We start from the raw sequence: 25,601 nt of genomic DNA, 5'->3' as shown, positions 1-25,601 counted from the left end.
GGAACGTGACCCCAGCACGGAACGTGACCCCAGCACGGAACGTGACCCCAGCACGGAAGGCGACCCGGCGCGGTATCAGCCCTTCTGCGCGGTGTGGGAGGTGACCCCGGCGCGGGACGCGACCCCGGCGCGGTCTTAGCCCTTCTGCGCAGCGTGGGAGGTGACCGCGGCGCGGGAGGTGACCCCGGCGGGGTATCAGCCCTTCTGTGCGGCGTGGTGGTCGTTAGGCGGGTTCGCCGCTGAGTCTTTCGATGGCGTCGCGGAGGCGGCGGCGCCAGCCGGAGCGGCCGGCTTCTTCGTCTGCGGCGGCGAGGCTGACCAGGTGCTGGGCCGTCTCGAAGCTCTCGTCGGTCTGCGAGTCGACCTCGGTCAGCGCCGACTTCGGCTCGTCGTATTCGTACTCGAGCGATCGACTCGTCCACCCGAAGCCGTCAGGCACCAGCAACTGGGGTACGAGGGTCTCGTGGCTGAGCGACGTCAACTCGTTGTCACCGTTGCCGATGCTGAAGATCGTCGTACCGCGTCGCCGTACGTCGCTGATCCGTTCCAGGAGCGTGTCGGCGGGTGTGCCCTCGGCGACGACCAGCAACGACTCACCACGACCGGCGTCGCGCAAGCGGTCCAGGCCGATCGCCAGGTGCGGTGGGGCGCCCGGCGGCGGCGCCCAGCGGACTAGTGACGGCCGTAGGTCCTCGACGCCGGCCCGGTGCAGTTCGTCGTCCAGGTGCGCAGTCAGGTGCCAGGGCTCGTCGTCGACCGGTCCGAACAGCATGAGTCCGCTGCGCCTGGTGGTGAAGCGTCGCAGCGCATAGCCGAACTCCGTGGTCCGGCTGCCCAGTTCGGTGGCGGTCAGCATCTCCCGGAGGAGTGAGGCCCTGGTGAGATCCACACATCCAACCTACGCGACCTCAGGTCAGGCGGTCCGCCTTCGACTGCAGGTAGTTCCGCTCCGGCATGCTCGTCGTACGGCGGGCTGCCAGCAGATAACTCTCCCGTGCAGCGGCGACGTCACCGGACATCTCGAGCAGATGTGCGCGGACTGCCTCGAGCCGGTGGTTCATGCGGTCGTCCGACTCGAGTGGCTCGAGTACGGCGAGCCCCTCCTTCGGACCGACCGCCATACCCACCGCCACGGCATGGTTGAGCTTCACCATCGGGTTGTCGACCAGTTGCTCGAGTACGTCGTACAGCGCGACGATCTGCCGCCAGTCCGTGTCCTCAGCACGCTCTGCCGTGTCATGTACCGCAGCGATCGCTGCCTGTACCTGGTACGGCCCCAGCTGCGTCCGCGACAGCGCATCGCTCACCATCGCCTCCCCCTCGACGATGGCGGCCCGGTTCCACTTGGAGCGGTCCTGCTCGGCCAGTGGGATCAGCGTCCCGTCCGCACTGGTACGGGCCGCCCGCCGCGCGTCGGTCAGCAGCATCAGCGCCAGCAGCCCCGCTACCTCACCGTCGTCCGGCAGCAGCTTCCGCACACCGCGCACCAGGCGGATCGCCTCGGTCGTCAGTTCCGCGCTGTGCAGCGACGTACCGGACGACGCCGTGTAGCCCTCGTTGAAGATCAGGTAGAGCACGTGCAGTACGGCGCCCATCCGCTCGTCCCGCTCCGCCTCCGGCGGCATCTCGAACGAACTGCCCGCCTGCTTGATGCTCCGCTTCGCCCGGCTGATCCGCTGCGCCATGGTTGCCTCCGGCACCAGGAACGCGGCCGCGATCTGCGCGGTGGTGAGACCACCGACCGCACGCAGCGTCAGTGCGATCTGCGAAGCCGGCGACAACGCCGGATGGCAACAGAGGAACAGCAACGTGAGTGTGTCGTCTCTGCCACCCGGGTCGTCGATCTCCGGGCCCGACGCGACGAACTCCTCCGGAGCCGCAAGCTGTGCCGCGTTCTCCTCACGTCGCCGCCTGGCCGATTCACTGCGCAACAGATCGGTGAGCCGCCGCGACCCGACCCGGATCAGCCAGCCACGCGGGTTGTCCGGCACGCCCTCGGTCGGCCACTGCTGCGTGGCCGCGAGCAGAGCCTCCTGGACCGCTTCCTCGGCCAGGTCGAAGTGACCGTAGTGCCGGACCAGCGCACTGAGCACCTGCGGCGCCTGTTCCCGCAGCAGCAGTTCGAAGCTGCTCACATCTCCAGCCCAGACATGTCCATGACCGGTCGCACCTCCACGGCGACGTACTCCGCGTCCGGCATGCGCGCGGCGTACCCGATCGCCTGGTCGATGTCGTCGCACTCGACCAGGTAGAACCCGGCCAGGTGCTCCTTCGCCTCGGCGTACGGCCCGTCCGTCGTGGTCGTGGTGTCGTCACGCACCTGAACGGTCCGGGTGGTGATCGGGTCGGCCAGACCGGCGGCACTGACCAGCAGGCCTTGCTCGGTCAGCTCTCGCGACAGCGCCTCATGCGCCTCGGCCAGGCCGTCGCGTTGCTCGGGCGACAGGCTCGCCCAGCTCTCGGCGTTGCTGTAGATCAGCAGCATGTACTTCACAGTCACCATCCTGTACCGAGTGGAGGCCGCTGTGACCCCCAGTTAACCGGTACGTCGAAGCAGGTACGCCGTACTTCGACAAAACCGGAATGTCGAAGTACACCCGGTCGGCACCGACGTCTCTGTCGAGTGACGCTCAGCCGGGGCGTCCCGCCGTACTGGAGATGTCTGATGGTTTCGCATTCGAAGCGTTGGTTCGCGCTGGCGTTGCTCTGTCTGACCGGGTTCATGATCATCCTGGACGCGTCGATCGTGCTGGTCGCCGTACCGTCGATCGAGCGGGAGCTGACCTTCTCGACCGGTGGCGCGCAGTGGGTGCCCAGCGGGTACGGGCTGATGTTCGGCGGCCTCCTGCTGCTCGGCGGCCGGATCTCCGACCTGCTGGGTCGCCGGCGCGTCTTCATCACCGGACTGCTGCTCTTCGCAGGGTCCTCTCTTCTCTGCGGGCTCGCCTGGAGTGGTGACGCTCTGGTCCTCGCACGCGGACTGCAGGGCGCCGCAGCCGCCGTACTGGCTCCCAGCGCGTTGTCGATCGTCATGACCACGTTCCCGTCCGGTCCGGATCGCAACAAGGCTCTAGGGATCTGGGGAGCGACCAGTGGGGTCGGCGGTACGGCGGGTTCGCTCGTCGGCGGACCTGTCACGGACGGACTCGGCTGGCAGTGGATCTTCTTCATCAACGTGCCCGTCTGCGTGCTGGTCGTCGTACTGGCGCCCGTACTGCTGCTGGACAGTCGCGGACCCGGCCGCCGCGGGTTCGACGTGGCCGGTGCTATCACCGTCACCGCCGCACTCATCGTCCTGGTGTACGCCGTCATCGAGGCACCTGAGTCGTCCGCGACGCGGACGGTACTCCTGGTGCTCGCGTCCGCTGCTCTGTTCGCACTGTTCGTAGCAGTGGAGAAGCGCTCGGCTGACCCGCTCGTACCGCTGCGGATCTTCCACTCACGCGCACTGGTCGGCGGCAACCTCATCACGATCAGCTGGGGGCTGGCTGCGTTCGGACTCAACTTTGTCTACACGCAGTACGCACAGCTCGCACTGGGTGCGTCAGCGATCCGCTACGGCTTCATGTCCGCCGTACTCGCAGCAGCCGCAGTTGTGGCGTCCATGGTCGGTCAGCACCTCGTCACTCGAGTCGGACCGCGCCGGGTCGCGTTCGTATCGCTACTGGTCGCAGGACTCGGTACGACGCTGATGACTCAGCTCACCGTGTCTTCTGGGTACTTCGAGCTGGCCTTCTGGGGGCTGACGATCTTCGGTGCCGGACTGGGTGCAGGTACGGTCGCCGGCTCGATCGCCTCACTGAGCGACGTCGCGGGCGAGGACGCCGGTGTCGCATCCGGACTACAGAACGCCAGCTTCCAGATCGGCGGCGCCGTCGGCGTCGCGGCAGTCTCCGCGGTGGCTACTGCGAGTACGTCGGGCACTACGCCGATCGCCCTGGTCCACGGCTATCGGATCGCCTTCGTGACGGTGTGGGCGTTCATCGTGGTCGGCTTCGCCGGATGTGCGCTGATCAAACGGGTGTTGGAGGTTCAGGGCACGAAAGGTGGGCACCGGACGTCCGTGGCCGCCATCTCCGCCAGGCGGCCCCCGGCGAAGGAGGGCTCATGCTCATTCTCGGACTGATCCTGCTGATTCTCGGGTTCGTCCTGAACGTCTCGATCTTGTGGACCATCGGCATCATCCTGCTGCTGGTCGGCGCAGTGTTCTGGATCCTCGGAGCGACCGGCCGCGCGGTCGGCGGACGAGCACACTGGTACTGATCGCCGAGCGCACCAGAACCCCGCGGGTCGCCCGCGGGGTTCTGTCGGCACGGGTGACTACCGTGTGGCCATGAAGTACGTCGTGATGATCTTTCGGAGCGTCGACCGAGTGTGGACCGCGGACGACGACGAGGCCCTGCGCCGGTGGTTGCGGCTCGAACAGGAGCTCGCCGCGTCCGGTGACCTGGTCAGCTCGGAGGGCCTGCGACCGCCTGAGGACGGCCGGATCGTGCAGATCCGGGAAGGTCAGCAGGTCGTCACCGACGGTCCGTTCGGTGAGGCCAAGGAGCAACTGGCCGGGTTCTTCCTGATCGACGCGCCCGACGACAAGCGCGCGCAGGAGATCGCCGGCCAGGTCTCAGCCGCGGTCGGCGACCGCGTCGAGCTCCGCGGCACCCTGATCTCGGCGGGGATGCCAGACGAACTCCGGTGAGCGCTTCTGTGTGAAGGCCTCGATCCCTTCCGCGAGCTCACCCGAGGCGATCGTCTCGCGATACCGCCGTACCGCTGCCGTGTCTCCGTCCTCGCCGGAAAGCAGTGCGTTGACCGACTCCTTGGCCGAGCGGATCGTCAGCTGCGACCGCGACACCAGCGTGGCCGCAAACGCCTCGGCCGCCACCATCGGATCATCGTCCACACGGTCGACCAGGCCCTTGAGTTCGGCCTGGTCCGCAGTGAACAGGTCGCCGCTGAAGAGCAGGTACTTCGTGGTCGCCGGACCGACGAGGTCGAGCAGCACCTTGATCGCCGCCGGCGGGTAGACGACGCCGATCCGAGCCGGTGTGACGCCGAAACTCGCGTCCCGCGCGGCGAACCGGAAGTCACAGTTCACCGCGATCTCCAGACCGCCGCCGATGCAGTGCCCGCGAACCACCGCGATCGTCGGCTTCGGGAACTCCCGCAACGCCGCCTGCGCCTGCAGGTTGGATGCCCGCAGCTCGGCCATCGGATCGGCCGGGTCGGCGCCCGAGATCAGCTCGCGGATATCGGCGCCGGCGGAGAAACTCGCACCCTCGCCAGTCACCAGCAGGACCTTGACCTCGTCGTTGCTCGCCAGGTCGGCGAGCAGGCCGGGCAGGGCCGCCCACATCGCGCGGGTCAACGCGTTCCGCTTCGCCGCGCGATCGATCACCAGCTGCGCGACCGCCCCGCCCTCGATCCGAAATCCCACGCGGGCAGTCAAGCAGCAACCGCCGTACGGGCGCCGCGCCGTGGGTCACATCCGGTTCCCTGCCCACCAAGCGTTTGATGTCGGAACGGTCACATCCGGATAGCGGGCAGATCACGTCTGGCGGCAGCCAGTGGATGTTCGTAATGCGTTAAGAGTAGGGGCCGATTCGAACCGGCGCGGCGAAGTGTGCTTGACTCCTCCGGTCGATAACGTTTTGGTCTCGGCAGATTGGGTTCCAGAAGTGGCTGCAGGACGGCATAGACAGGCGCGGCACCGGCAATCGCGCGCCAAGATGATCCAGCCAGGTCTCGTGAAGGTGGCGATCCCAGGCGCGGCAGTGGCGATGGTTGCCACCGGTTCGGCCGCCGCACTCCCCAGCCAGCATGTTCAGCTCGACCCGTCGATCGCCAGCTCGTCCCTGCAGCTGTCGCGCGACGCCACGATCAGCCGGGACGCTCTGCGTCCGCCGATCAGCACGACGTCGACGACTCCGGCGCCCAAGCCGAAGGCGAGCCCGACGCCCAAGCACCTGAAGAAGCAGGCGCCGATCCCGAAGCCGACCTCGGCGAAGACCCGCGCGGCGCAGGATCTGAACGCGAACGCGACGCCGCCGAAGATCACCGGTACGAAGTACACCACCACCGACGTGAACCTCTGGTCGCTGCCGCTGACCGGCCTGCTGCTGGACGTGCTGCCGAAGGGCACCAAGGTCTCGGTCACCGGCAAGGTCGACGGCATCTGGGCCGAGGTGGTCAGCGACGGCAAGTCCCGCTGGGTGAAGGCGCAGTACCTGTCCGCAACCAAGCCGGTCGCCAGCGTTTCCGGGGCGATCTCGCAGGCGGCCTGCAAGTCCGGCTCCGCGGTCGAGGACGGCCTGACCCAGGACGCGATCCGGGTGCACCGGGCGATCTGCGCGAAGTTCCCCGACATCACGTCGTACGGCGGTCTGCGGTCCGGCGACAGCGGCTCGGAGCACTCCACCGGGCATGCGCTCGACATCATGGTCAGCGGTTCCGAGGGCCAGGAGGTCGCGGACTGGCTGAAGGCCAACTACAAGAAGCTCGGCGTCAGCCAGCTGATCTGGCAGCAGCACATCTGGACGGTCCAGCGCAGCAGCGAAGGCTGGCGCGCGATGGAGGACCGTGGTGGCGCGACCGCGAACCACTACGACCACGTGCATGTGACCGTCTACGGCAACTCCGGCACGGTCTGAGCGACGCGAGAAAAGCGGCCCGGGGCGGGGACCCGGGCCGCTTTTCTATGGGCGGATGTTGGCGTTCAGATGGAAGAAGTTCGTGGGGTCGTAGGCGCGCTTCACCTCGCGCAGGCGTCGCAGATCTGCCGCGCCGTACGCCGTGTCCGCGCGGCCCGGGTCGCCGAGGAAGTTCACGAACGTCCGCCCCGACGTCGGCAGGCCCACGACCTCGCGGTCGATGATCAGTGAGTACGACGCCTCGCGGTGACCGATCGGACCGGCGCCGGGACCCGGGTGGGCCATCGCGCCGCCCCAGTGGCGGATCTCGACCATCGCGTCCTCGAGCTCGGTGACCAGGTCGATCACCTCGTCGGTCAGCGTGTCCAGGAAGTCGAGGTGGCGAGCGGGCGTGCCGCCCATCGCGGCGTCGGCGTACTCGATCGTCTTCAGCTCACCGGCGAGCTGCGGGCCGGCGGTCTCGAACAGCGGCTTCAGCAGGTGTTCGGCCGGCTCGGCCTCACCGGCGTACAGGACCTTGATCGCGACGGCGCGCTGCTCGGTGCCGGGGACGCGGGTCAGGACGACCGCGGTGCTGAGTTCGTTGGGGATGGTGGCGGTCCAGTCGCGGTACCGGCGGAGGATCGCGGCGGCGCGGTCGATGCCGTAGTAGACGATGCCGGCGTGGACCCGGCGGACCGGGTACAGGCGGAACTCGAGCGAGGTGACGATGCCGAAGTTGCCGGTGCCGCCGCGGATCGCCCAGAAGAGGTCGGGGTGCTGCTCGGCGCTCGCGGTGACGGCGCGCCCGTCGGCGGTGACGACCTCGGCGCGGATCACGCTGTCGGCCGCGAACCCGTACTTCCGGGCCAGCCACCCGACTCCGCCGCCCAGCGTGTACCCGGTGACGCCGACGTCGCGGTGCGACCCGGACAGCGGGGCGAGCCCGAACTGCCGCGCGGCCTCCAGCACCGCACCCCAGCGGGCGCCCGGCGCGACCTTGGCGATCCGGCGCTCGGGGTCGATCAGTACGCCGGTCAGCTGTGTTGTCTTCAGCAGGATCCCGCCGTCAGCGGGCACCCGGGTGCCGTGTCCTGTCGCCTGCACAGCGATCGGTACGCCGTACTCGCGAGCGGTCCGCACGGCAGCCTGTACGTCGGTCCGCCCGTACGCCTCAGCGATCACGAGCGGGCGCGAGTCCACCGAAGGGATCACGGAACGCCGCTGCTCGTCGTATTCCGGCTCTCCGGGCAGCCGGACGGCACCGTTGAAACCTGCCCCCAGCAGACCCGCCACGAGGTCGCTGGCAACCGCTGCAATCGCCTGCGTAGACATCTGATCCCGCTCCTTCGCCGTATCCGCTTCCTGCCCATACGTCGAAGGAGATCGCCGATGATCGACACATCCGCCAAACTTTTCTCGATGACTCACTCGGTCGAGATCTCCGGACGTACCCTCACCAAGCGCTACGCGTCGTGGCCCCGCGACGAGCCGGCCCGCGAATGGGCCGCGCTGACAGTGCTCTCCCGCGCCGCACCCGGCCTCACGCCCACTCCCCTCGAGTTGTCCACAGACCCCACGCCGTCGCTGACGATGACGGTCGTCCCCGGAGAACCGCTCGGAGGCTCGCTTACCTCCGCCCAGACCACAGCTCTGGGCGATGCTCTGCAGTCACTCTGGTCGGTGCCCGTCGACGGTCTCGCGCCGATCGATCTGCAAGCGCTCGTCGACCGCACGCGATCGGGGCTCGTCGCGCTTCGCGACACCGAGGGCGTGATCGCCGAGGCCGCCCGTGCCTGGCTCGACAACGAGCCTTCCGACCTGACCGCCGTACACGATCCTGTGGTTGCCCACGGCGATCCCAACCTCACCAACTATCTGTGGGACGGCGCGCGGGTCCGCATCGTCGACTTCGAGGACGCCGGGTTGGGTGATCGCACCGTCGAACTGGCGAACCTGGTCGAGCACCTGTCGTGGCGAGAGACCGACCCGACGTCGTTGGTACGGCGGTTCTCCGCGGACCCTGCACGGTTCCGAGCGGCGCGCTGCCTGTGGGCCGGGTTCTGGCTGACGCTGATCGGGCCGGGTGGGCCGAGCGCCGACCGCAATCCACCAGGGACCGCGGAGGCGCAGGCGCATCGGCTGCTCAGGCTGGTAGCGGGATGACTTCGAGGCGGTCAAGATCGGCCAAGATGTCGATCTGAGTGATCTTGCCGTCGGTCACGGTGATGGACATGACGCCCATCAAGCGGTCGTTGACGACCGTGATCGCACCGGGCAGCCCGTTGACCAGCGCGAGCTGGGTGTACGGCGCCATACGGCTGAACATGAGCGCCTGCTCGACGACTGCCTTCGCGCCGCGGACCAGCTTCGACACGGCCGGTCCGGCGAACTCGGCGCTCGCCGTACCCGCGTCGGCGCGCAGCAGCACGTCCGGATCTAGCAGTGCTAGCAACGCCTCGAAGTCACCGCCGCGCGACGCAGCCATGAAGGCCTCGACGACGGCCCGCTGCCGGCTGACGTCGCCGTCACTCGCCGGCGCACCCTGGACCCGCCGCCGCGCCCGACTCGCCAGCTGACGCGTCGCGGCCGGCGACTTGTCCACAATCGTGGCGATCTCGTCGAACCCGACGCCGAACATGTCGTGCAACACGAACGCCAGCCGCTCGGCCGGCGACAGAGTCTCCAGTACGACGAGCAACGCCAGGCCGATCGCATCCGCCTGGACCGCCTCGTCCTCCGGTCCCAGTTCACCGTCCACACGACCGATGACCGGGTCCGGCACGTACGTGTCGAGTGAGTCCTCCCGCCGCGACTTGCGGCTGCGCAGCATGTCCAGACACACCCGCGACACCACCGTGGTCAGCCAGCCGGCCAGATTGCCGACGTCACTCACGTCAGTACGACTCAGCCGCAGCCAGGCCTCCTGTACGGCGTCCTCGGCCTCAGGCAGCGATCCGAGCATCCGGTACGCGACAGCACGCAGGTGCCCACGGTTCTCCTCGAACCGCCGCGCCAGCTGCTCATGCTCGTCCACCGCTACCTCCTCAGTCCCCTGACGGATCAGCCCACCATGATGTGACAGCAGCCGGATCAGCCGATCATGGGGTCATGACTCACCGGGTGTTCGCGGACGACTTCGACGCGCAGGCCCTGGACCTGTCGGTCTGGTCGCCGTACTACCTACCGCACTGGAGCTCCCGCGCCACCTCTGCTGCGACCTACCAGCTGGCCGACTCCTGTCTGACGCTCAGCATCCCTGTCGAGCAGGGTCTCTGGTGCGCTGGCGATCATCAGCCAGACCTGCGGGTCTCCGGGATCCAGTCGGGCAACTACTCGGGTCCTGTCGGCAGCGCGGTCGGTCAGCAGCCGTACCGGGACGGTCTGGTGGTTAGGGAGGAGCAGGAGCCGTTCTGGGGCTTGACCTCCGACGGTGGGTACGTCGAGCTCCGCGCCCGCGCCGATATCGCTCCGGGATCCATGGTGTCGCTCTGGATGGTCGGGCTGGAGGATCAGCCGGATCGCTGTGGCGAGATCTGCGTCATGGAGGTGTTCGGCGACGCGCTCGTTCCCGGTGAGTCCGCAGCGGTCGGCATGGGTCTCAAGACCATCCGCGACCCCGCCGTACCGCAGGACTTCGAGGCCGTGCGGCTGCCGATCGACGTACAGGATTTCCACACGTACGCGGTCGAGTGGTCCGGCGGTACGGCGACGTTCTCCGTCGACGGCACCGCGATCCGCAGCTGCCAGGGCGCTCCGACGTACCCGATGCAGTTGATGCTCGCGGTCTTCGACTTCCCGGAGCAGTCCGGGAGGGACCATGTCCCGAGCTTTGTCGTCGACCACGTTCGGGTGCGCTAAGGTCGGGGCATGTTCCAGCGCGCGAGTATGTGGTGGGCCGTCGACCTGACGGCCTGAATCCGCGCGTACCCACCCGGCCGTCTCCTGCGAGGCGGCCGTTGTCATGTTCTCCTCGTGGGCGGCCCAGCACCCTGAGGAATGCCGATGGCGACAACACTCCGGACGTGGTCCGGTCTGATCTCCGCGCTCCTGGCCGGCTCCGACCTGTCGACGGCGGACACCGGCTGGGCGATGGACCAACTGGTGCTGGGCGAGGCGTCGCCGTCCCAGATCTCCGGGTTCCTGATTGCCCTGCGGGCGAAGGGTGAGACCGCGGATGAGCTCAACGGGCTGGCCGACGTACTGCGTTCGCACGCGACGCCAGTGCGGATCAGCGGAGCGTTCGTGGACATCGTCGGGACAGGTGGCGATCGAACCGGTGCAGCGAATATCTCCACGATGGCAGCCGTGGTTGTCGCCGCTACTGGTGTCACTGTGGTCAAGCACGGTGGACGCGCCGCCTCCTCGTCAGCCGCCGGTTCCGGAGACCTGGTCGAGTATCTGGGTGTTCCACTCGACCTGTCCGCTGCGGACGCCGCCGAGATGGCTGCGGACGTCGGACTGACCTACCTGTTCGCTCCACGCTTCAACCCAGCTCTGCGCCAAGTTGCAGTGGTACGGCGTGAGTTGGCGGTCCCCACCGCCTTCAACGTGCTCGCACCGTTGCTGAACCCGGCCAACCCGCAGCACCAACTAGTTGGCGTAGCGAATCCGCGCATGCTGCCTGTGCTGGCCGGTGCGCTCGCCAAACAGGGCCGGTCCGCGCTGGTCGCCCGCGGCGACGACGGGCTCGACAAGCTGACCACTACTGGCTACTCGCGGCTCTGGGTGGTGCATGGCGGCTCTGCATCGGAAGTGGTCTTCGACCCACGCTCACTGGGGCTACGACCCTCGTCGCTGGCTGAGCTACGTGGTGGCGATGCAGCGTTCAACGCACGGCTACTGCGCGGGTTGGTCGACGGAGAGCGCGGTCCGGTGCGTGACGTCGTACTGCTGAACGCAGCGGCCGCACTGGCGACGCTGACACTGGAGTCCGGTCTGGAACCGTTGGCCGACTGCTTCGAGCGGTGCCGAGAGGCTGTGGACAGCGGTCGATCAGCAGCAGTGCTCGACCGCTGGACCAGCCGCTCCTAGTCGCCTGCAAACCGGAGAATGGTGTCGGTCACCAGTTGCGGTTCGCGGAGGCTAGGCAAGTGGTCGGCGCCGGGTAGCCAGATGAACTCGCAGCCGGGAATCCGTGCGGACGTCCCGCCGGCCACGGCTGCGAGGATCGGACGGTCCTTGTCGCCGACCATGACGACGGACGGCGCCTGGATCTCGTGGAGCCGGTCGTAGACGGGCGGATCCGGCTTCAGATACTCGTCTTGGTCGAGCCATGCTGGAGCCGAGGCGCGAAGCTGAGCGACCGCAGCATCGTCGGCCCCTGCAGCAGCCCCGAGCCGCAGCCCGAGCTGCACCAGCCCCTCCACATCCCGCTTGGCAATCAGTCCGTCGTACTCCGCGTCGAGCTCCGGCTCCTCGGGCATCGGGAAGCCGGACACTCCCGGACACAACAGCACCAGGCCGTGAACGCGCTCCGGATGAGCCAGCGTGAAGCTGAGCGCCGCACGGCCGCCCATCGAGCAGCCGACCAGCAGTACGCGTTCCAGGTTCAGCTGGCCCAGGACCGTCTCCAGGTCGCCGCGCAGCGAGAACTCACCTGTCGGCTGCGGCGAACGCCCGTACCCACGGACGTCGTACCGAACGACCCGCCGACCATTGAGCCCGGGCAGCACGGGATCCCACACACGAGAGTCCCCGATCCCCGGATGCAGCAGCACTATCGGCACACCGTCGCCAGCCAGATGCTCAGCCCAGACCGTGTCCTGTCCAACCGGAATCGTCAGCTCCATCTCTTCAGCATGCCCGTCCGCGGGTACCAATGCCCGCCAGCTCGCAGGTGCTTGACGAATGCCCTTTGCAGAGTGGTCTCCTGTGGGACGCTGTCGAGGTCCTCGTCGGTCAGCTGATGGTCAGGTACGTCAAGGTGCAGTCCTAGCCGCATCAGCTCACGGTCGCCTTCGGTCGGGTCCTCTGGTGGCAGGAGCGGGAGGATGTCGAAGCGGCTCTGGAAACGCATGATTTTCGACTCCGGGCGCAGGTACTCGCCCAACTGCGGGTGCAGCAGCCAGGAGTGACACACCAGCCCCGCGAGCGGCTCCTCCGGGTACCAGCGCTCGAACGACTCGACTGCAGTTGCGACGGACTCCTCTGACTCCTGTGCGTCGAGTCGCCCAGTCGGTGGGATGTGAATGGAGAGCACGTGACCGGACACACCATCGCCCAGGCCCATGTGGGTACGGGTGAAGTCATGCCGACCGATCTCGTAGTCGGCACCCCGGAATCTCAGTGGTGGACCCCAGAGCGGCATCAGCCCGACGCCCGCGCAGCCGAAGATGTGCCGGTGCGTATGCATCACTCCGCCGAGCGCCGAGACGGTTGCGACAGTCACGGACTCTGGTACGCCCCGCTGGGCGTGGAGCTCACGCAACCTCGGCAGGTTGGCCAGCAACGCCCACGCCGGTGCGAACAATCCGACGGGCGACGCACTCCGCGGCACTGCCGGCCAGCCTCTGAAACCTGTGGACGGCAGCGCCACATCCAGGTCCCGCTCAACCTCGCCTGCCAGCGCCCATGCGATCGCCCACCATTCCGGGTCGCGGTCCGGGTCCGGACGCGCCGCCAGCATCGCGTCACGATCAGCCGGGTGCACACCGCAGTACGCCAGCAGCTCCTCGGCATCCTCGGGCGATTGCGGGCCGGTGCCGACCTCCAGGCCCTCGAACCGCGTCTGGTCCCGCTTCGTGAAGCCCACTCGTTCCGCCGCACTCAGAACATCCACAACCTGTTCCCTCCGCCGCGCTCGGTCTGTCCCTCGACCTCACCACGGGCCGCCCGTCGCACGCACGACTTTTGTGTCCTAGGTCACCGTTAGGCTCGCCGCACGGCAAGCGAACCAGGGAGATGGCATGGCGAAGTTCGGGCAGTCCGACGACTTGCAAGGCGCGGAGTTCTTCGAGGCGAACCTGCGCGGGGCTCGGTTCGTCGAGTCCGATCTGTCCGGCGCGGTGATGCGCGGAGTCGACATCCAGGGCGCGGACATCGACGCGCCGTGGCTGGCCGAGCCCGGGGCCAGCCTGACGGTGAACGGTGTCGAAGTCGCGGCGTACGTCGAAGCCGAGCTGAACCGCCGCTTCCCCGGCCGGGCGGACCGGCGTGCCGAGGACCCCGACGGTCTCCGCGTCGCCTGGGCCAAGCTCGAGCAGACCTGGTCGGCGACGATCGAACGCGTCGCGGGTATGCCGGAAGGCAGCGCCGACGTGTCTGTCGACGGCGAGTGGTCGTTCGCGCAGACACTGCGGCACCTGGTGCACGCGATCGACCTGTGGTTCGGCCGGTCGATCCTCGAACGCGAGGACTTCCATCCGCTCGGCCTGGGTCACGCCGCCGACGACGCGCTGACCGAGAAACCGCCGTACGCCGAAGTTCTCGAGGCCCACGCCGGCCGCTTCGCCATGGTCCGCGACTTCATAGCCACCGTGACCCCGGCCGAACTGGACACTCCCCGCAAGAACCCGCACGGCCCCCACCCCGAAACCACCCGCTCCTGCCTACACGTCATCCTCGGCGAAGGCTGGGAGCACCACCGCTTCACCACCCGAGACCTCAACACCATCGAGGCTGCTCGGGTGATCCCGCGCGGGGCGAGTGATGCCCCGGTCTTGTAGTCCACGCGATATGGGCGCAGGGTCGAAGGTGGGGCGGGCCAGGCCAACAGGGGGCGGCAGCGGTCGTCTGCGCAGACTCCCGCCCTGCCCGGGGGGGTCGAGATGTCACACGGTTCGATCAAGCGGCTGACTGCTGCTTTGTCTGTCGCGGTGCTGGTGATTCTGCCTGCGTGCTCCGCAGACCAGAGCGCGTCCCCGTCCCCGAGCAGCCCCACGGCCTCGTCGAGTGGTGTTCGACCTGTAGCTGGCGAGCCGCTGCCCGCGGGTACCTATGTGTCCGAGATCTTCAAGACTCCGCTGACCTACACCGTGCCGGCCGGTTGGAAGATGTTCGAAGACGAACCCGGCCAGTTCGGTCTGACTCTGGTCGCCAACGACCATCCCTGTGTCTGCGTCTGGCGCGACGTACGCGCTGCCGCGACCACCGGCGCGGAGGAACCCGAACCCGGCGTCGGCACCTCCGCCAAAGAGATCACAACCTGGCTGGCACACCACAAGTGGCTCAAACCAGCCACACCGGAAGCCGTGACCGTCGGCGGCCTCACCGGCTACGTCATCGACGTAGCCGGCAATCCCAAGGCGTCGACCCTGATCGGAAGCGGCCTCAGCGCCGGCGTGCACTGGGAAGCCAGTTCGATCGAAGGCTCGTCGCAGCGCGTCTACTTACTCGACCTTGGCAAGAACGGCGCCGACGGCAACATCGCCATCAACATCGAAATCTGCTGCGGCGTCCAACGAGCCGAACGGCTAGCCGCAGTGGAACCCGTCCTCAAAACCTTCACCTTCAAAACAGACTGACCGCCGTTATGTGGTGGAGTTTGCGATGTGGACAAGGATCCCCGTCAGCGACCGGAACCCGCCGCAGATGAGAAGGCCATGCTGAGCGGGTGGCTCGATTGGCAACGACAGACCGTGCGGCTCAAGTGTGCAGATCTCTCCGATGCGGACGCGCGTCGCCAGCTCTTGCCAGAGACCTCACCCCAGATGAGCATCGCCTGGCTGGTGTACCACCTCACGAGTGTCGAGCTGGGTTGGTTCGTTCGATCGTTTCTGGGCGAGCCGACACCATCCACACCAAGCCTCTCCGAGCCGCTGTCCGTCCTCCTGGACACCTACGACGCACAGTGTGAGATCTCACGACAGATCGTCGCCGATCATGATCTCGACGAACTCGAGCGGTGGGCTCCCGAAGGACTCCCACTCGTCTCACTCCGCTGGATCCTCGGCCACGTAATCGAAGAAACCGCCCGCCACCTCGGCCACCTCGACATCCTCCGAGAACTAACCGACGGCACACGCGGCTACTAGCAGGTGTGCCGACATCGATCGACTCAGAGCGGAGGGTGTGGGATTCGAACCCACGATGACGGTCACCCGCCATACCGGTTTTCAAGACCAGCGCACTCGGCCGCTATGCGAACCCTCCTGGCGGTTGCCGCCGAGGGTTGAGGATACCGGGTGGAAACTGAGTGCGGGGGTGGGGAGGGGCCGGTATGGTCGGCGCAGCGGCGCGGCGCCGCTGAGGGTATGGACGGAGGTGGGAGCAATGTCTCGGTCGTTCGAGGGCATCGCACACACCGGCCGGTCGGCGCGCTGACGCTCTGACCGGGCGAACCGGCCGGCTGCACAGCCGGCGTCCATCGCTTCGTCATGCCCTCAGGAGTTCCTATGCGTTCCCTCGGTGCGTACCTGGTCCCGGCAGAGCTCGGACCTGATTTCCGCAGGATCTTCCCGGCCGCGATCATCTCCAACCTCGGCGACGGCGCCCTGAGCGCCGCCGGCCCGTTGCTCGTCGCCTCCATCACCAATGAACCTGCAGCGGTCGGGGCCGCTGCCTTCGTCCAGCAGCTGCCCTGGCTGCTCTTCGCCCTGTTCAGCGGCGTCCTCGTCGACCGGCTCGACCGCCGGTTGATGATCGTTGCCGCGGACACCTTTCGCGCGATCGTCCTGGCCGCGCTCGGTCTCGCCGTACTGCTCGACACCGCGCCGCTCTGGGCGGTCTACCTCGCCCTGTTCCTTCTCGGTACGGCGGAAACGCTGGCAGATAACGCGTCCGGTGCATTGCTGGTCAGCGCCGTACCGAAGCTCCACCTCGGCAAGGCCAACGCTCGACTGTTCGCCAGCGGCACCGTGCTCCAGCAACTCGGCGGACCACCGTTGGGCGCGCTGTTGTTCGCTGCAGGTGCCGGCATCCCCCTGGTCTTCGACGCGGTCACCTTTGCCGCCGCCGCGGCCCTGATCGCTCGCGTCGCTGTACGACCGCCACTGCCCGACCACTCCGGCGCAGCTGTGTTGCATGAGGTGCGCGAAGGAGTGCGCTGGCTCTGGCATCACTCCGGCGTACGGACGCTCGCCCTGTCGATCCTGGTCATGAACATCACCTTCTGTGCCGCCTTCGCGACCTGGGTGTTGTTCGCGCGCGAGCAGCTGGGGCTGAGCGAGACCCAGTTCGGTCTGCTCGTGTCGGTCGGTGCCGTGGGCGGTGTGCTCGGTATGCCGACGTACCACTTCCTTGAGCCGCGCGTGGGGTCAGTGACCCTCCTCCGCGCCGGACTGGTCATCGAGACGACGGTCCACCTGATCCTGGCGCTCACCAGGAACCCGTGGGTCGCCGGCGCGACCATGGCTGTGTTCGGCGTCCACGCCGTGGTGTGGGGCATTGTGTCGACTACAGCGCGTCAGCTGGCCACACCGGACGCTCTGATGGGCAGGGTGAACAGCGTGTACCTCCTGGCCTCAGTGGGCGGTGCCGCGATCGGCTCCGCGCTTGGCGGCGTACTGGCGCAGCAGTATGGTCTGGCCGCACCGTTCGCGATCGCCTTCGTGGCGATGGTGGCGATGACAGCCGTCGCCTGGCGTCCACTGCGGAACGTCTCGGTACGTCGGGTAGGCACGACTGACTGAAAATCGGATGGAATGGGCTCGCGGGCGCTTGCTACGGTTCGCCAGCCGCCGAAAAGACCGATGGGAGCGCTCCGCCATGCCCGCAGCCGCGTCACTCGGCCTCCCGAACGTCCGCGGCCGGGTCCCACTGCTGGCCGGACTGGCGATCGACTCGTTCGGCGGCGGCTGCGCCGGGCCGCTGGTGCTGCTGTTCTTCAACAAGGTCGCCGGCATCCCGCTCGGGACCGCCGGCGTGATGCTGACCGTCGCGACGCTGTTCTCCATCGCGGCACCCGCCGTGGTGGGTCAGGTGATCGATCGCGTCGGACCGCGGAACCTCGTCGTGGCTGCGCAGTTCGCTCAGGGGCTGGCGTTCACGGGCTTCTTCTTCGGGCGATCGATGTGGCTGCTGTTCCTGTGCGCGCTGGTCACGACGACCGGCCAGCGGGTGTTCTGGTCGGCGATCTTCAGCCTGCTCGCGGACGTCGCCGACGAGGGCGAGCGGGACAGGTGGTTCGGCCTGGGCGGGATGATGCAGGCCGGTGGCTTCGCTCTGGGCGCACTGGTGGCCGGCTGGCTGCTGGCGATCGGCGGAGACGCACCGTTCCTGATCGCGATGGCCCTCAACGCGGTGACGTTCTACCTCGCCGGGCTGCTCCTCCTGCGGCTGCACCCGTCGCACCACCAGCGGACGTACCAGGACAGCGGCCCGGCGCCGCTGCTGCGCAAGGACAAGACGTTCCTGGCACTGATCGGCGCCAACACGTTACTGGCGCTCTGCACGATGATGCTCGGCGTCGGCGTGCCGGTGTACGTCGCTGAAGCGCTGACAGTACCGAAGTGGCTGATCGGCGTACTGATCGCGGCGACGTCTGTCGTGCTGGCCACCGGTCAGACGCTCGTCGTACGGCACACCGAGCGGCGGCGGCGTACGAACGTCATGGTGGTCGCTGGGATCACGTACGCCGTGTGGGCGCTGCTGATGGCGCTACAGGTGCATATCGCGGCTGGATGGGTTGTGCCGGTGCTGGTACTCGCCACGGCCTGCTATGCGTTCGCCGACGTACTACACGCGGCGACGAACAACGCGCTGTCGGCCGCGATCTCGCCGACCGTCGGGCGGGGGAAATACCTGTCGTACTGGCAGTACTCGTTCACCTTCTCGAGCGTGCTGGCACCGGCGTTCTTCGCGCAGCTCTTCGAGGTGCGTCACGAGCTGCCGTGGATGGCGCTCGCGGCGCTCGCGCTGATCGCGAGTCTGACGATCTACGTGCTCGCCCGGGTGGCTCCGCGGTTGAGCTCCGAGCGCATCTGAGCGGCTGATTCCTGACCTGTCAGGTGTCATGTCGCAGAACATCGGTGACAGTTCTGTATGAGCTTCGGTGACAGTTCTGGTGGTCTTGGTGGTGACACTTCGGTCGTCCGCTCGGCCCGTCGACCGTTGTCTATGATCGTCCAGGGCTCTTGCTAGCAACCGCGTTAGTAGGCGCGCTCAGCCGCGATGGTCAGCTTGGAAGTCAGGGGAGCGTACGCCGACTCGCTGGTCGCGCCGCACCTGCCGTGTGCTTGTGAGGGATCTTGTTGACCGGCGCGTGATCAGCTGCCGTTGTCAGCGGATCTCGTGCCAGCGGGCTCCGGTCCAAGGTGGCAGGTCGAGCGAGCGGGATGCCCAGCTGAGGCAGATCACGGCGATACGTTGAAAGACCATGCGGAGCCACTGCGGAGCCTGCGTCTCGTGGGCGGCCCGGCGAGCGTACTGACCGGCGATGTGGGCCGCCCAAGGCCCTCCATCAGGTAGTACGTCGAACGGATCTGGGCCGCCTTCGAGTGGCAACGTAGCGAGTGCCGAAGCGAGGTCCTGCTGCGGGTTCCCACGAATGGCCTGGGCCCAGTCCACCAGCACCACGCGTCGACCCACGAAACACAGATTGTCGCTCCGGACGTCGTTGTGCACCAGCGCATCACCCCCGACTGGGACGTTGCCCTCCGCTTCCACCAGTCCATCGAGCGCAGCGCTGAACCAGGCCTCGCTGCACAGGCCGAGCGCCAGGAAGTCATCCGCCTCGCGCTCGATCAACGGCCACTGCGGCCGGAATCCGTCCCGGGCTGACGGAAGGGATGCCGGCGGGGGCAGCTCACCGACCCGCCGCAGTGCCGCGAACAGGAGATCGAACTGACCGGGCTTCCACGTCACCGGGTCATGGTCGGCCGGCCAATGCGCAGCACGCAGGTCCTCCATCACGAGGACCGGGCGATCTCCGTCCTCGAGCCAGGCCAGCTCCCGAGCGACCAGGTCGCTATCGATACTGGAGACGATCTCATGCTCTGTACGGAGCCCTTTCGCTCCCAGGTCATCGACCGCAGCCTTAACGAAGGCGCTCGAGCCGTCAGCAAAGCCCACGACGAAGGACGCGGCCGACAGCCCGGTGTGCGGTCGATGCCAGTCAATCGGCTCTTTGCCCAGTGCCGACGCAATCAGCGTGTGCAGCTCCTGCGTCGGATGCCCGTCCTTTGTCACAGCCATACTGTGCATCTCCTAACCGGTTGGATCTTGCCTGCTCCGAGTGCCAGGGTCGGTCGCATTCAACGAACGGGATCGCCGGGTCGCGGCGATGCCGGCGTGAGGCAACCGACTCGGCTTGCGGCTTTCGTTCAGCTGACGAAGGCGACTGTGTTGCCGTCTAGGTCGCGCACGGTGAAGTCCGTGCCGCCCTAGGCTTGCTTGGTGAGCTTCTGGGCTAGCTCCACGCCTGCCGCGAGATCACCAGCGCCGGGCTCACCTTGCGGGAGTACTCCGCGTACAACTCCTTGACGTTTCGGGCTTCGATGAAGGCCATGATGAGCCCTTCCTCGCGCGCGGTGTCTGCAGCGAGCACCGGCTCATGCACGAACCGCAAGTGCACGCGCCGCCCGTACATTGCGAACGCACAGGACCGGCCGCGCGGCGTCGAGCAGGATGGGCTTCGCGGCGTCGGGTGGTCGTGGCCCGGCATCCGCGACGGCTTCGAGTATGGGCATGGCGTCCCTCCCAGGGTTGAGCTGGAGTAGGTGGGCCTTGCCCTTTCGGCGTCTTGCGCCGTTGCGCCCCGACTAGAGACTAAGCTCGCGCTTTCGCACGAATTTAGCACGGACGATCGCCTCGCAGCGCCCCCACTGCACGCTAACCCGACCACACTCGGAGCGGCATGAAGAGGCCCTGAAGGATGAGCTTGGCCGCCCGGAGTGATCATCGTTGGCATCGGCGTCCTGGTCGACTTCGTAAGTCGGCGGGTCCTGTGGGCCAATGGAACGGTCGACGATGCACCCAGCAGCACGACCTACATCGGCAACGGCAGACCCCGGTGGACCACGCCCAAACCAGGCCGAACCGTCACGGAAGTCGTGACACATCCATAGTCACCGCTGTCCTGATACAGAACCGTCACCGTTGTCCTGAGACATCACATCCTGACCTGTCAGGATACGTTGCATCTGATCGAACATCTGTTCTAATGTTGGCTCAGTTCGCGGTTCTCCACCCGGATTGTCCGCCGGACCGAGCCTGCCACCCCCGATGTGGACGGCCCGGAGGACACCGCCGCCCGGGTTGTGAGGGCCCGGGCAGTGGAGATTCCGCACAACCGACTTTGGTACAAGCTGGAGCGAGGTGATCACGCGACGAGAGGACAGCAGATGTTGCTGGAACATCGCGGCCGTCGACCGGTCGTGCCCGAATCCGCGTACGTCGCCCCATCGGCCGTGCTCTGCGGTGCCGTCGTCCTCGGCGAAGGCAGCAGGGTCCTGCACGGTGCGGTGCTGACGGCGGAGAACGGCGAGATCCGGCTCGGTGAGAACAGTGTGGTGATGGAGAACGCCCTGGTGCGCGGCCGGGCCGATCATCCCGCGCTCATCGGCGACGCGGTCCTGATAGGTCCCCATGCACATGTCAACGGCGCCACGGTCGAGGACGAAGTCTTCATCGCCACGGGCGCCGCGTTGTTCCCAGGTTCTGTCGCCGGCGCAGGCGCGGAGCTCCGGATCAACAGCGTGCTGCACGTGAACTCGCGGCTGGAAGCAGGCACGGTCCTCCCGATCGGATGGATCGCCGTCGGCGACCCGGCCCAGCTCTTCTCCCCCGACCGGCACGAGGAGCTGTGGCAGATCCAGCGCGACCTGGACTTCCCGGGCACGGTGTACGGCGTACCTCGCGGTACGTCCATGCGCGACATCATGGCGCGCCAGTCAGCCTTCTACGGCGAGCACGCTTCGGATCGCCCGGCAGACCCGACCTGACCCTTCAGGTGACGGTCAGGCGGTAGCCGTCAGGCAGCGGGCAACAGTGGTCAAAACAGGGTCAGGCCGTGGTCAGGTTGTGGAGTTCGAAGTGACGGATCTGGGCCGGAGAGGAACCTGCGCAGGTCAGGCCGTGGTCAGGTTGTGGAGTTCGAAGTGACGGATCTGGGCGGGAGAGGAACCTGCGCAGGTCAGGCGGGCGTCGACGGTGTCGAGGCGGGCCGAGACTTCGACGGCGATCAGGCGCCGGGCCGGCGAAGATCCTGATGCCGTTCCGTTGGTGGATGCGAGGAGGATTCGCCAGCGGTGCTCGCCGATGACTTCAACGGTTTGCGGAAGGAGGTTGTCGACCGCGGGTGAGTGACCCGCAGCGCGGGCGAAGTGCTGGGCGGCTTGGACGGGCGGGACGAACGCACCTGATCCACGGAGGAGATCGGGTACGACGGCACCCTCGTCGTACTGCTTGGCGAGTTCGACGGCGCGGGTCGGTGCGACGTGCCCGTAGAACAGGCCATGCGGTAGCACGACAATGTTCGCGGCGAATCGGTCACCGCCGATGTGGCTGCATTCCCAGGTGCGTTCTGGGTAGGCGGCAGTCAGCGCCGCAGCGACCGGGCGTCCGCGGACGGCGCAGCACGCGTCGTGTCGGCCGTGCGTGCACACGAGGTAGACCGGCGCAGTGCTCACCAGGCCCAGGTCCTTGCCGGCGAGGACGTTCAGTAGGTGTTCGTCCGTCGGCAGGTCGCCCCAGCGAACGAGTTCGCGGCCGGGGCGGCAGTCCACCAGTCCCCAGCGCCGGGGACCAGTCCGATCGACCCGGCCGTACCGGCGGATCAGTACGGGCCGGATGCTCAACTCGCGGCATCGGCGCGCAACGACATCACCCAGTTCGGCACCGGACGAGCTGTTTCGAAGGGAGGTCAGAGCTTGGCGGGGCCAGGCGGAGCGGGACTCGATGAGGAGCCAGCGCTCGGCCGGCGGAGCGGTCGCGGTCAGGGAGTCGTGACGGAGGTCAGCCTGCGCCGCGCAGCCGGTCTCCGGTCGGTATCTGATGTCACCGAGGTCCACGCCACCTCACGATACGGTCGCCGACTTCAGCTAGCAGATGGTCACCCGCGATGGTCACTGGGCCGTGGTCGCTGGGCCGTGGTCACTGGGCCGTGGTCACTGGGCCGTGGCGACCAGGACTGCCTCGGTGAGGAGGCGGCGGACCAGGACGAGTTGGTCGGCGTCGTCGAGGCCCGGGAGGTTTCCCACCTTGCAGTCGGCGCCCGAGACGAGTTCCGTGACGGCTGCGGTCGTGGCGGGCGGGAAGGTAATGGTTCGGTCGGGGAGTTGGAGGACGAGCGGGTCGCCGGGGACGAGACGGCAGCGGAGACCGGCACGGAGGCGGACCGTCGTACCGACGGCGAGGGAGGTGATGGACGCGGCGTGCGCCAGCGGTGGGAGTGGAGCTGGGCGGTTGCTCGACCAGGTACGGCGGCGGAGGCGGTTGGCCAATGCGTCCGGGGTCGCCGTACGGAGCTCTTGCGTGAAGAGTTCGACCACTTGCGGCAGCACCTGGGCTAGTTGCTCCGGGTCGCCAGGATCGAAGCCGAGAGGTAGTGCGGTGCGCAGGGACGCCTGATCCGCAGCAAGGGCAGCCAGCTCCTGCACGAGCAGGTAGCGCGTCAGTGTGTGTATCCCGACCGTCAGGTGTGCGCTCACACCACCTAGCGCCTTGGCCGAGTGCAGGAAGCCGCGCGGCACGTACAGCGCATCACCGCGCCGCAGGACTTCGTCGATCACCGTAGCCTGGTCGCGGGCGGCCTCTTGAACGGCCCGTGCATGGTCGGTCCACGGCTGGTTGCGGAGCGGGTCGAGATGAACCGGCTCGTGGATGGTCCAATGCTTCTCGCCGGCTACTTGCAATACGAACACGTCGTGTACGTCGTAGTGCGCGGAGAACCCCTGCGACTCGGCCGGAGTGATGTACGCGTTGATCTGCACCGGGTGACCAGCGTCCGCGGACAGCTGGGTGGAGAAGTCGACCAATGCCGGCCAGGTCCGGTGCAGTGCCTGCAGGACGACGGTGTGCCCGCTGGCGAACAGCGCGGCTACCTTGTCGTCTCGTACCTGGTCCGCGATCTCCGCGCCGGCACCAGCTGGTCCGGTGAACTGGCTGTCTCCGACCACCGACCCGTTCTTCGCGATCCGCAGGAACGGCGTCCGTAGGCCGCGGCGCGACAGCAGTTCGTCCACGGCGTCGAGACTGAACAGGTCGTCGTACGGCGCGGGGAGGTCGGGGCCGTGGGACAAGAGTGCCCGCGAACCCCAGTAGGAGTTGGCGAATTCGTCCAGATCCCCCGCCACACAGCGCCGGAGTGCCGGGCGGTCGTCTCGCAACTGCTCACCGCCATCGGCCGCCGACTGCGCGGCCGGATGGTTGTTCTGCGGGAACTGCCCGGCCTCCGGCACAGTGGTCACCAGCTTCCGGAGTTCCCGCCGGCGCCGCCGTCCGCGCCACCATCGGCACCACCATCAGAGCCGCCCGCGCCACCGTCAGCACCGCCATCGGTCCCGCTGGGGTTCGCGCCGCCGTCCGCGGTACCTTCGCCGGCCCCGCCCGCAGCGCCGCCGTCAGCGCCACCGTCCTGGGTGCCCTGCGACGCGCCGCCGTCAGCCGGGCCCTCGCCGTAGCCGCCGCCTTCACCGGCACCACCGTCGGCGCCACCGTCCTGAGTGCCCTGTGAGGCGCCACCGTCGGCCGGACCTTCGCCGTAGCCGCCGCCTCCACCGGCACCACCGTCAGCGCCACCGTCGGCGCCGCCGTCAGCGCCACCGTCGGCGCCGCCGTCCTGGGTGCCCTGCGACGCGCCACCGTCGGCCGGACCTTCTTCGCCGTACCCGCCGCCCCCGCCGCCGGGTGCGGCGGTCGAGCCGCTCGAGCCTCCGTACTCGCCGCCGCCCTCGCCACCTTCGGACGAGGTGTTCATGTCGTCATCGTTGAGACCCATTGTGCTGCTCCCTTCGCGAACGGCCAGAAAGTTGCCCAGGGAATACCAACCGGGGCACTGGTCATCTTGTGCGCAAAGAGGACCTCAGCTAAACCCCACGCGCGTTACAGCGCCAACTCGATTGGACGGCAGCAGCTCCGACAGCACCTTCACGAACCCGTCGGTCACGTCCTCAGGCCGTACGGCGACCCGCAACCAGTCCGGCCCGAGTCCCGGGAACGTGTCTCCACGCCGTACCGCAAACCCCTGTGCACGCAGGGATTCCCGCACCTCCGCGGCCCCCGGAACGTGAACGAGAACGAACGGAGCCCGCGCCACGCCGTACGTCGAAAGTCCGCTGACCGTTCCGAGACTGTCAAGCAGATGGACACGTTGGCGTTCGATGTCGAGCGCAGCCTGGGCCGCTTCCGCGACGGCACGCTCGTTGCTGCAGGCAATTGCCGCCGCAAGCGCAGGAGTGGACACCGGCCAGTGCGGTTGGACCGCGGCCAGCTGCTCGATCAGACCCGCGCCGGCGATGACGTACCCGACCCGCAGTCCCGCGAGTCCCCACGTTTTCGTCAGGCTCCGCACCACGACCAGCCCGGGGATCGACGCGCCGGCGAGCGACTCGGGCTCATCGGGTACGGCGTCCATGAACGCCTCGTCGACGACCAGGATCCGGTCGGGTCGCGCCAGTTCGCGCAGGCCGTCGGCGCGGTGCAGCACCGATGTCGGGTTGGTGGGGTTACCAATGACAACGAGATCAGCGTCAGCCGGTACGGCGGACGGGTCCAGCGTGAACCCGTCCTTGGGCCGCAGGATCACCCGGTCGACCAGGTGCCCGGCCGAACGCAACGCCGCCTCGGGCTCCGTGAACTGTGGGTGAACCACGACCGGATGCCGCGGCCGGAACGCCCGCGCTATCAGCACGAACGCCTCCGCAGCCCCCGCGGTCAGCAGCACCCGGTCCGCCGCGACACCATGCCGGTGCGCGACCGCGGCAACGGCGGCGTCCTGCCGTGGGTACGCCGCCAGATCGGTCAGACTCGCTGTGATCGCGTCGAGCAACCAGGACGGGGGTGTGCCCGTGCGGACGTTGACGGCGAGGTCGACCAGCCCCTCACCGACCTCGAGATCGCCGTGATGCTCCAGATCAAACCCATCCGCCACGCCAG

The 25,601-nt window shown here is 67.7% G+C and carries 27 protein-coding genes and 1 tRNA gene; 13 read left to right on the top strand and 15 right to left on the bottom strand.

Annotation, left to right across the window (positions count from 1 at the left end; translation table 11 throughout):
• Positions 1 to 223 precede the first annotated feature (223 nt).
• From EV137_RS18380 to EV137_RS18370, 3 genes are read right to left on the bottom strand one after another with little or no spacing between them, the layout of a single operon-like run.
• On the bottom strand, positions 224 to 889 hold the full coding sequence (locus EV137_RS18380) for a hypothetical protein (protein WP_202871034.1): 666 nt from the start codon (positions 887 to 889) through the stop codon (positions 224 to 226).
• A gap of 19 nt (positions 890 to 908) precedes the next feature.
• Entirely contained in the window at positions 909 to 2,135 is a 1,227-nt protein-coding gene (locus EV137_RS18375; RefSeq protein WP_133997166.1) for an RNA polymerase sigma factor, read from the bottom strand.
• Positions 2,132 to 2,485, bottom strand: a complete 354-nt coding sequence (locus tag EV137_RS18370; protein ID WP_238156787.1) for a YciI family protein — start codon at positions 2,483 to 2,485, stop codon at positions 2,132 to 2,134. Before EV137_RS18370 ends, EV137_RS18375 begins: the two co-directional genes overlap by 4 nt.
• A gap of 180 nt (positions 2,486 to 2,665) precedes the next feature.
• Between EV137_RS18370 and EV137_RS18365 the strand changes: the two genes are divergently transcribed.
• The 3 genes from EV137_RS18365 to EV137_RS18360 all read left to right on the top strand — a co-directional run bounded on the left by EV137_RS18365 (position 2,666) and on the right by EV137_RS18360 (position 4,696).
• Positions 2,666 to 4,126 (top strand): MFS transporter, encoded by a 1,461-nt coding sequence (locus tag EV137_RS18365; RefSeq protein WP_134130118.1) that lies wholly within the window; start codon positions 2,666 to 2,668, stop codon positions 4,124 to 4,126.
• Positions 4,108 to 4,263, top strand: coding sequence for a DUF6131 family protein (locus EV137_RS40625; protein ID WP_166658529.1), 156 nt, complete (start codon positions 4,108 to 4,110; stop codon positions 4,261 to 4,263). The genes EV137_RS18365 and EV137_RS40625 overlap by 19 nt, the downstream gene beginning before the upstream one ends.
• 70 nt (positions 4,264 to 4,333) lie before the next feature.
• Complete coding sequence (locus EV137_RS18360; protein ID WP_134130117.1) at positions 4,334 to 4,696, top strand: YciI family protein; 363 nt, start codon at positions 4,334 to 4,336, stop codon at positions 4,694 to 4,696.
• Here EV137_RS18360 and EV137_RS18355 read toward each other — a convergent pair.
• Positions 4,622 to 5,434 (bottom strand): enoyl-CoA hydratase/isomerase family protein, encoded by an 813-nt coding sequence (locus EV137_RS18355; RefSeq protein WP_202871033.1) that lies wholly within the window; start codon positions 5,432 to 5,434, stop codon positions 4,622 to 4,624. The two genes, EV137_RS18360 and EV137_RS18355, sit on opposite strands and share 75 nt — an antisense overlap.
• 241 nt (positions 5,435 to 5,675) lie before the next feature.
• Here EV137_RS18355 and EV137_RS18350 point away from each other — a divergent pair, with 241 nt between their 5' ends.
• A complete protein-coding gene (locus EV137_RS18350; RefSeq protein ID WP_238175405.1) occupies positions 5,676 to 6,647 on the top strand; it encodes a VldE C-terminal domain-containing protein in 972 nt (323 codons plus the stop codon).
• 45 nt (positions 6,648 to 6,692) lie between these two features.
• On the opposite strand, the gene EV137_RS18345 is transcribed toward EV137_RS18350, so the two are convergent.
• Positions 6,693 to 7,961 (bottom strand): FAD-binding oxidoreductase, encoded by a 1,269-nt coding sequence (locus EV137_RS18345; RefSeq protein WP_134130116.1) that lies wholly within the window; start codon positions 7,959 to 7,961, stop codon positions 6,693 to 6,695.
• Between the two features lie 57 nt (positions 7,962 to 8,018).
• On the opposite strand from EV137_RS18345, the gene EV137_RS18340 reads away from it, so the two are divergent.
• On the top strand, positions 8,019 to 8,792 hold the full coding sequence (locus EV137_RS18340; protein WP_134130115.1) for a phosphotransferase family protein: 774 nt from the start codon (positions 8,019 to 8,021) through the stop codon (positions 8,790 to 8,792).
• On the opposite strand, the gene sigJ is transcribed toward EV137_RS18340, so the two are convergent.
• Complete coding sequence (gene sigJ / locus EV137_RS18335; RefSeq protein WP_134130114.1) at positions 8,773 to 9,663, bottom strand: RNA polymerase sigma factor SigJ; 891 nt, start codon at positions 9,661 to 9,663, stop codon at positions 8,773 to 8,775. The genes EV137_RS18340 and sigJ overlap by 20 nt on opposite strands.
• A 74-nt stretch (positions 9,664 to 9,737) precedes the next feature.
• On the opposite strand from sigJ, the gene EV137_RS18330 reads away from it, so the two are divergent.
• Both EV137_RS18330 and trpD read left to right on the top strand, forming a co-directional pair.
• Positions 9,738 to 10,487 carry a glycoside hydrolase family 16 protein gene (locus tag EV137_RS18330; protein ID WP_134130113.1) on the top strand — a complete coding sequence of 250 codons (750 nt, stop codon included), beginning with the start codon at positions 9,738 to 9,740 and terminating at the stop codon, positions 10,485 to 10,487.
• A 144-nt stretch (positions 10,488 to 10,631) separates the two neighbouring features.
• Positions 10,632 to 11,660, top strand: a complete 1,029-nt coding sequence (trpD, locus tag EV137_RS18325) for an anthranilate phosphoribosyltransferase (RefSeq protein ID WP_202871032.1) — start codon at positions 10,632 to 10,634, stop codon at positions 11,658 to 11,660.
• On the opposite strand, the gene EV137_RS18320 is transcribed toward trpD, so the two are convergent.
• Together EV137_RS18320 and EV137_RS18315 are read right to left on the bottom strand one after the other, a co-directional pair.
• Complete coding sequence (locus tag EV137_RS18320) at positions 11,657 to 12,418, bottom strand: alpha/beta fold hydrolase (protein ID WP_134130111.1); 762 nt, start codon at positions 12,416 to 12,418, stop codon at positions 11,657 to 11,659. The two genes, trpD and EV137_RS18320, sit on opposite strands and share 4 nt — an antisense overlap.
• Entirely contained in the window at positions 12,409 to 13,407 is a 999-nt protein-coding gene (locus EV137_RS18315) for an acyltransferase domain-containing protein (RefSeq protein ID WP_134130110.1), read from the bottom strand. Before EV137_RS18315 ends, EV137_RS18320 begins: the two co-directional genes overlap by 10 nt.
• Before the next feature lie 127 nt (positions 13,408 to 13,534).
• Between EV137_RS18315 and EV137_RS18310 the strand changes: the two genes are divergently transcribed.
• The 3 genes from EV137_RS18310 (at position 13,535) to EV137_RS18300 (ending at position 15,601) form a co-directional block, all read left to right on the top strand.
• Entirely contained in the window at positions 13,535 to 14,293 is a 759-nt protein-coding gene (locus EV137_RS18310) for a DinB family protein (protein WP_134130109.1), read from the top strand.
• A 273-nt stretch (positions 14,294 to 14,566) separates the two neighbouring features.
• Positions 14,567 to 15,091, top strand: coding sequence for a hypothetical protein (locus EV137_RS18305; protein ID WP_134130108.1), 525 nt, complete (start codon positions 14,567 to 14,569; stop codon positions 15,089 to 15,091).
• Between the two features lie 27 nt (positions 15,092 to 15,118).
• Positions 15,119 to 15,601, top strand: a complete 483-nt coding sequence (locus EV137_RS18300) for a DinB family protein (RefSeq protein WP_238175404.1) — start codon at positions 15,119 to 15,121, stop codon at positions 15,599 to 15,601.
• A 29-nt stretch (positions 15,602 to 15,630) separates the two neighbouring features.
• Here the strand turns inward: EV137_RS18300 and EV137_RS18295 are convergent.
• Positions 15,631 to 15,719 (bottom strand) — tRNA-Ser (locus EV137_RS18295).
• 242 nt (positions 15,720 to 15,961) lie between these two features.
• Between EV137_RS18295 and EV137_RS18290 the strand changes: the two genes are divergently transcribed.
• Positions 15,962 to 17,197 carry an MFS transporter gene (locus tag EV137_RS18290; protein ID WP_134130107.1) on the top strand — a complete coding sequence of 412 codons (1,236 nt, stop codon included), beginning with the start codon at positions 15,962 to 15,964 and terminating at the stop codon, positions 17,195 to 17,197.
• 76 nt (positions 17,198 to 17,273) lie between these two features.
• A complete protein-coding gene (locus EV137_RS18285) occupies positions 17,274 to 18,491 on the top strand; it encodes an MFS transporter (protein WP_134130106.1) in 1,218 nt (405 codons plus the stop codon).
• A gap of 294 nt (positions 18,492 to 18,785) precedes the next feature.
• Here the strand turns inward: EV137_RS18285 and EV137_RS18280 are convergent, their stop codons facing one another.
• Together EV137_RS18280 and EV137_RS40620 are read right to left on the bottom strand one after the other, a co-directional pair.
• The gene (locus EV137_RS18280; RefSeq protein WP_166679926.1) at positions 18,786 to 19,700 is read right to left on the bottom strand and encodes a phosphotransferase; all 915 of its coding nucleotides are present in this window, start codon (positions 19,698 to 19,700) and stop codon (positions 18,786 to 18,788) included.
• 214 nt (positions 19,701 to 19,914) lie between these two features.
• A complete protein-coding gene (locus EV137_RS40620; protein WP_166679925.1) occupies positions 19,915 to 20,064 on the bottom strand; it encodes a hypothetical protein in 150 nt (49 codons plus the stop codon).
• A gap of 784 nt (positions 20,065 to 20,848) precedes the next feature.
• On the opposite strand from EV137_RS40620, the gene EV137_RS18275 reads away from it, so the two are divergent.
• Positions 20,849 to 21,448: a gamma carbonic anhydrase family protein gene (locus EV137_RS18275; RefSeq protein ID WP_134130104.1), complete on the top strand. Its 600-nt coding sequence runs from the start codon at positions 20,849 to 20,851 to the stop codon at positions 21,446 to 21,448.
• A 126-nt stretch (positions 21,449 to 21,574) separates the two neighbouring features.
• Here the strand turns inward: EV137_RS18275 and EV137_RS18270 are convergent, their stop codons facing one another.
• From EV137_RS18270 to cobC, 4 genes are all read right to left on the bottom strand, one after another.
• Entirely contained in the window at positions 21,575 to 22,516 is a 942-nt protein-coding gene (locus EV137_RS18270; protein WP_134130103.1) for a ferredoxin family protein, read from the bottom strand.
• Positions 22,517 to 22,612: 96 nt separating this feature from the next.
• On the bottom strand, positions 22,613 to 23,914 hold the full coding sequence (locus EV137_RS18265; RefSeq protein WP_238175403.1) for a cupin domain-containing protein: 1,302 nt from the start codon (positions 23,912 to 23,914) through the stop codon (positions 22,613 to 22,615).
• Positions 23,911 to 24,444, bottom strand: coding sequence for a BatC protein (locus EV137_RS41075; RefSeq protein WP_202871031.1), 534 nt, complete (start codon positions 24,442 to 24,444; stop codon positions 23,911 to 23,913). Before EV137_RS41075 ends, EV137_RS18265 begins: the two co-directional genes overlap by 4 nt.
• 84 nt (positions 24,445 to 24,528) lie before the next feature.
• On the bottom strand, positions 24,529 to 25,596 hold the full coding sequence (gene cobC / locus EV137_RS18250) for an Rv2231c family histidinol phosphate aminotransferase CobC (protein WP_134130102.1): 1,068 nt from the start codon (positions 25,594 to 25,596) through the stop codon (positions 24,529 to 24,531).
• Between the last annotated feature and the right edge of the window lie 5 nt (positions 25,597 to 25,601).

It is taken from the genome of Kribbella pratensis (assembly GCF_004366075.1).
In the GTDB taxonomy this organism is placed as follows: domain Bacteria; phylum Actinomycetota; class Actinomycetes; order Propionibacteriales; family Kribbellaceae; genus Kribbella; species Kribbella pratensis.
The sequence above is the reverse complement of the archived record's forward strand: the minus strand, read 5'-3'. Positions and strand labels throughout refer to the sequence as shown.

Excerpts from the sequence above, each read along its gene's own strand:
- EV137_RS18370 (WP_238156787.1), bottom strand. The coding sequence starts at position 2,485 with ATGCTGCTGATCTACAGCAACGCCGAGAGCTGGGCGAGCCTGTCGCCC.
- EV137_RS18365 (WP_134130118.1), top strand. The coding sequence starts at position 2,666 with ATGGTTTCGCATTCGAAGCGTTGGTTCGCGCTGGCGTTGCTCTGTCTG.
- EV137_RS40625 (WP_166658529.1), top strand. The coding sequence starts at position 4,108 with ATGCTCATTCTCGGACTGATCCTGCTGATTCTCGGGTTCGTCCTGAAC.
- EV137_RS18360 (WP_134130117.1), top strand. The coding sequence starts at position 4,334 with ATGAAGTACGTCGTGATGATCTTTCGGAGCGTCGACCGAGTGTGGACC.
- EV137_RS18345 (WP_134130116.1), bottom strand. The coding sequence starts at position 7,961 with ATGTCTACGCAGGCGATTGCAGCGGTTGCCAGCGACCTCGTGGCGGGT.
- EV137_RS18340 (WP_134130115.1), top strand. The coding sequence starts at position 8,019 with ATGATCGACACATCCGCCAAACTTTTCTCGATGACTCACTCGGTCGAG.
- EV137_RS18330 (WP_134130113.1), top strand. The coding sequence starts at position 9,738 with ATGACTCACCGGGTGTTCGCGGACGACTTCGACGCGCAGGCCCTGGAC.
- trpD (WP_202871032.1), top strand. The coding sequence starts at position 10,632 with ATGGCGACAACACTCCGGACGTGGTCCGGTCTGATCTCCGCGCTCCTG.
- EV137_RS18320 (WP_134130111.1), bottom strand. The coding sequence starts at position 12,418 with ATGGAGCTGACGATTCCGGTTGGACAGGACACGGTCTGGGCTGAGCAT.
- EV137_RS18310 (WP_134130109.1), top strand. The coding sequence starts at position 13,535 with ATGGCGAAGTTCGGGCAGTCCGACGACTTGCAAGGCGCGGAGTTCTTC.
- EV137_RS18290 (WP_134130107.1), top strand. The coding sequence starts at position 15,962 with ATGCGTTCCCTCGGTGCGTACCTGGTCCCGGCAGAGCTCGGACCTGAT.
- EV137_RS18285 (WP_134130106.1), top strand. The coding sequence starts at position 17,274 with ATGCCCGCAGCCGCGTCACTCGGCCTCCCGAACGTCCGCGGCCGGGTC.
- EV137_RS18280 (WP_166679926.1), bottom strand. The coding sequence starts at position 19,700 with ATGGCTGTGACAAAGGACGGGCATCCGACGCAGGAGCTGCACACGCTG.
- EV137_RS18275 (WP_134130104.1), top strand. The coding sequence starts at position 20,849 with ATGTTGCTGGAACATCGCGGCCGTCGACCGGTCGTGCCCGAATCCGCG.
- EV137_RS41075 (WP_202871031.1), bottom strand. The coding sequence starts at position 24,444 with ATGGGTCTCAACGATGACGACATGAACACCTCGTCCGAAGGTGGCGAG.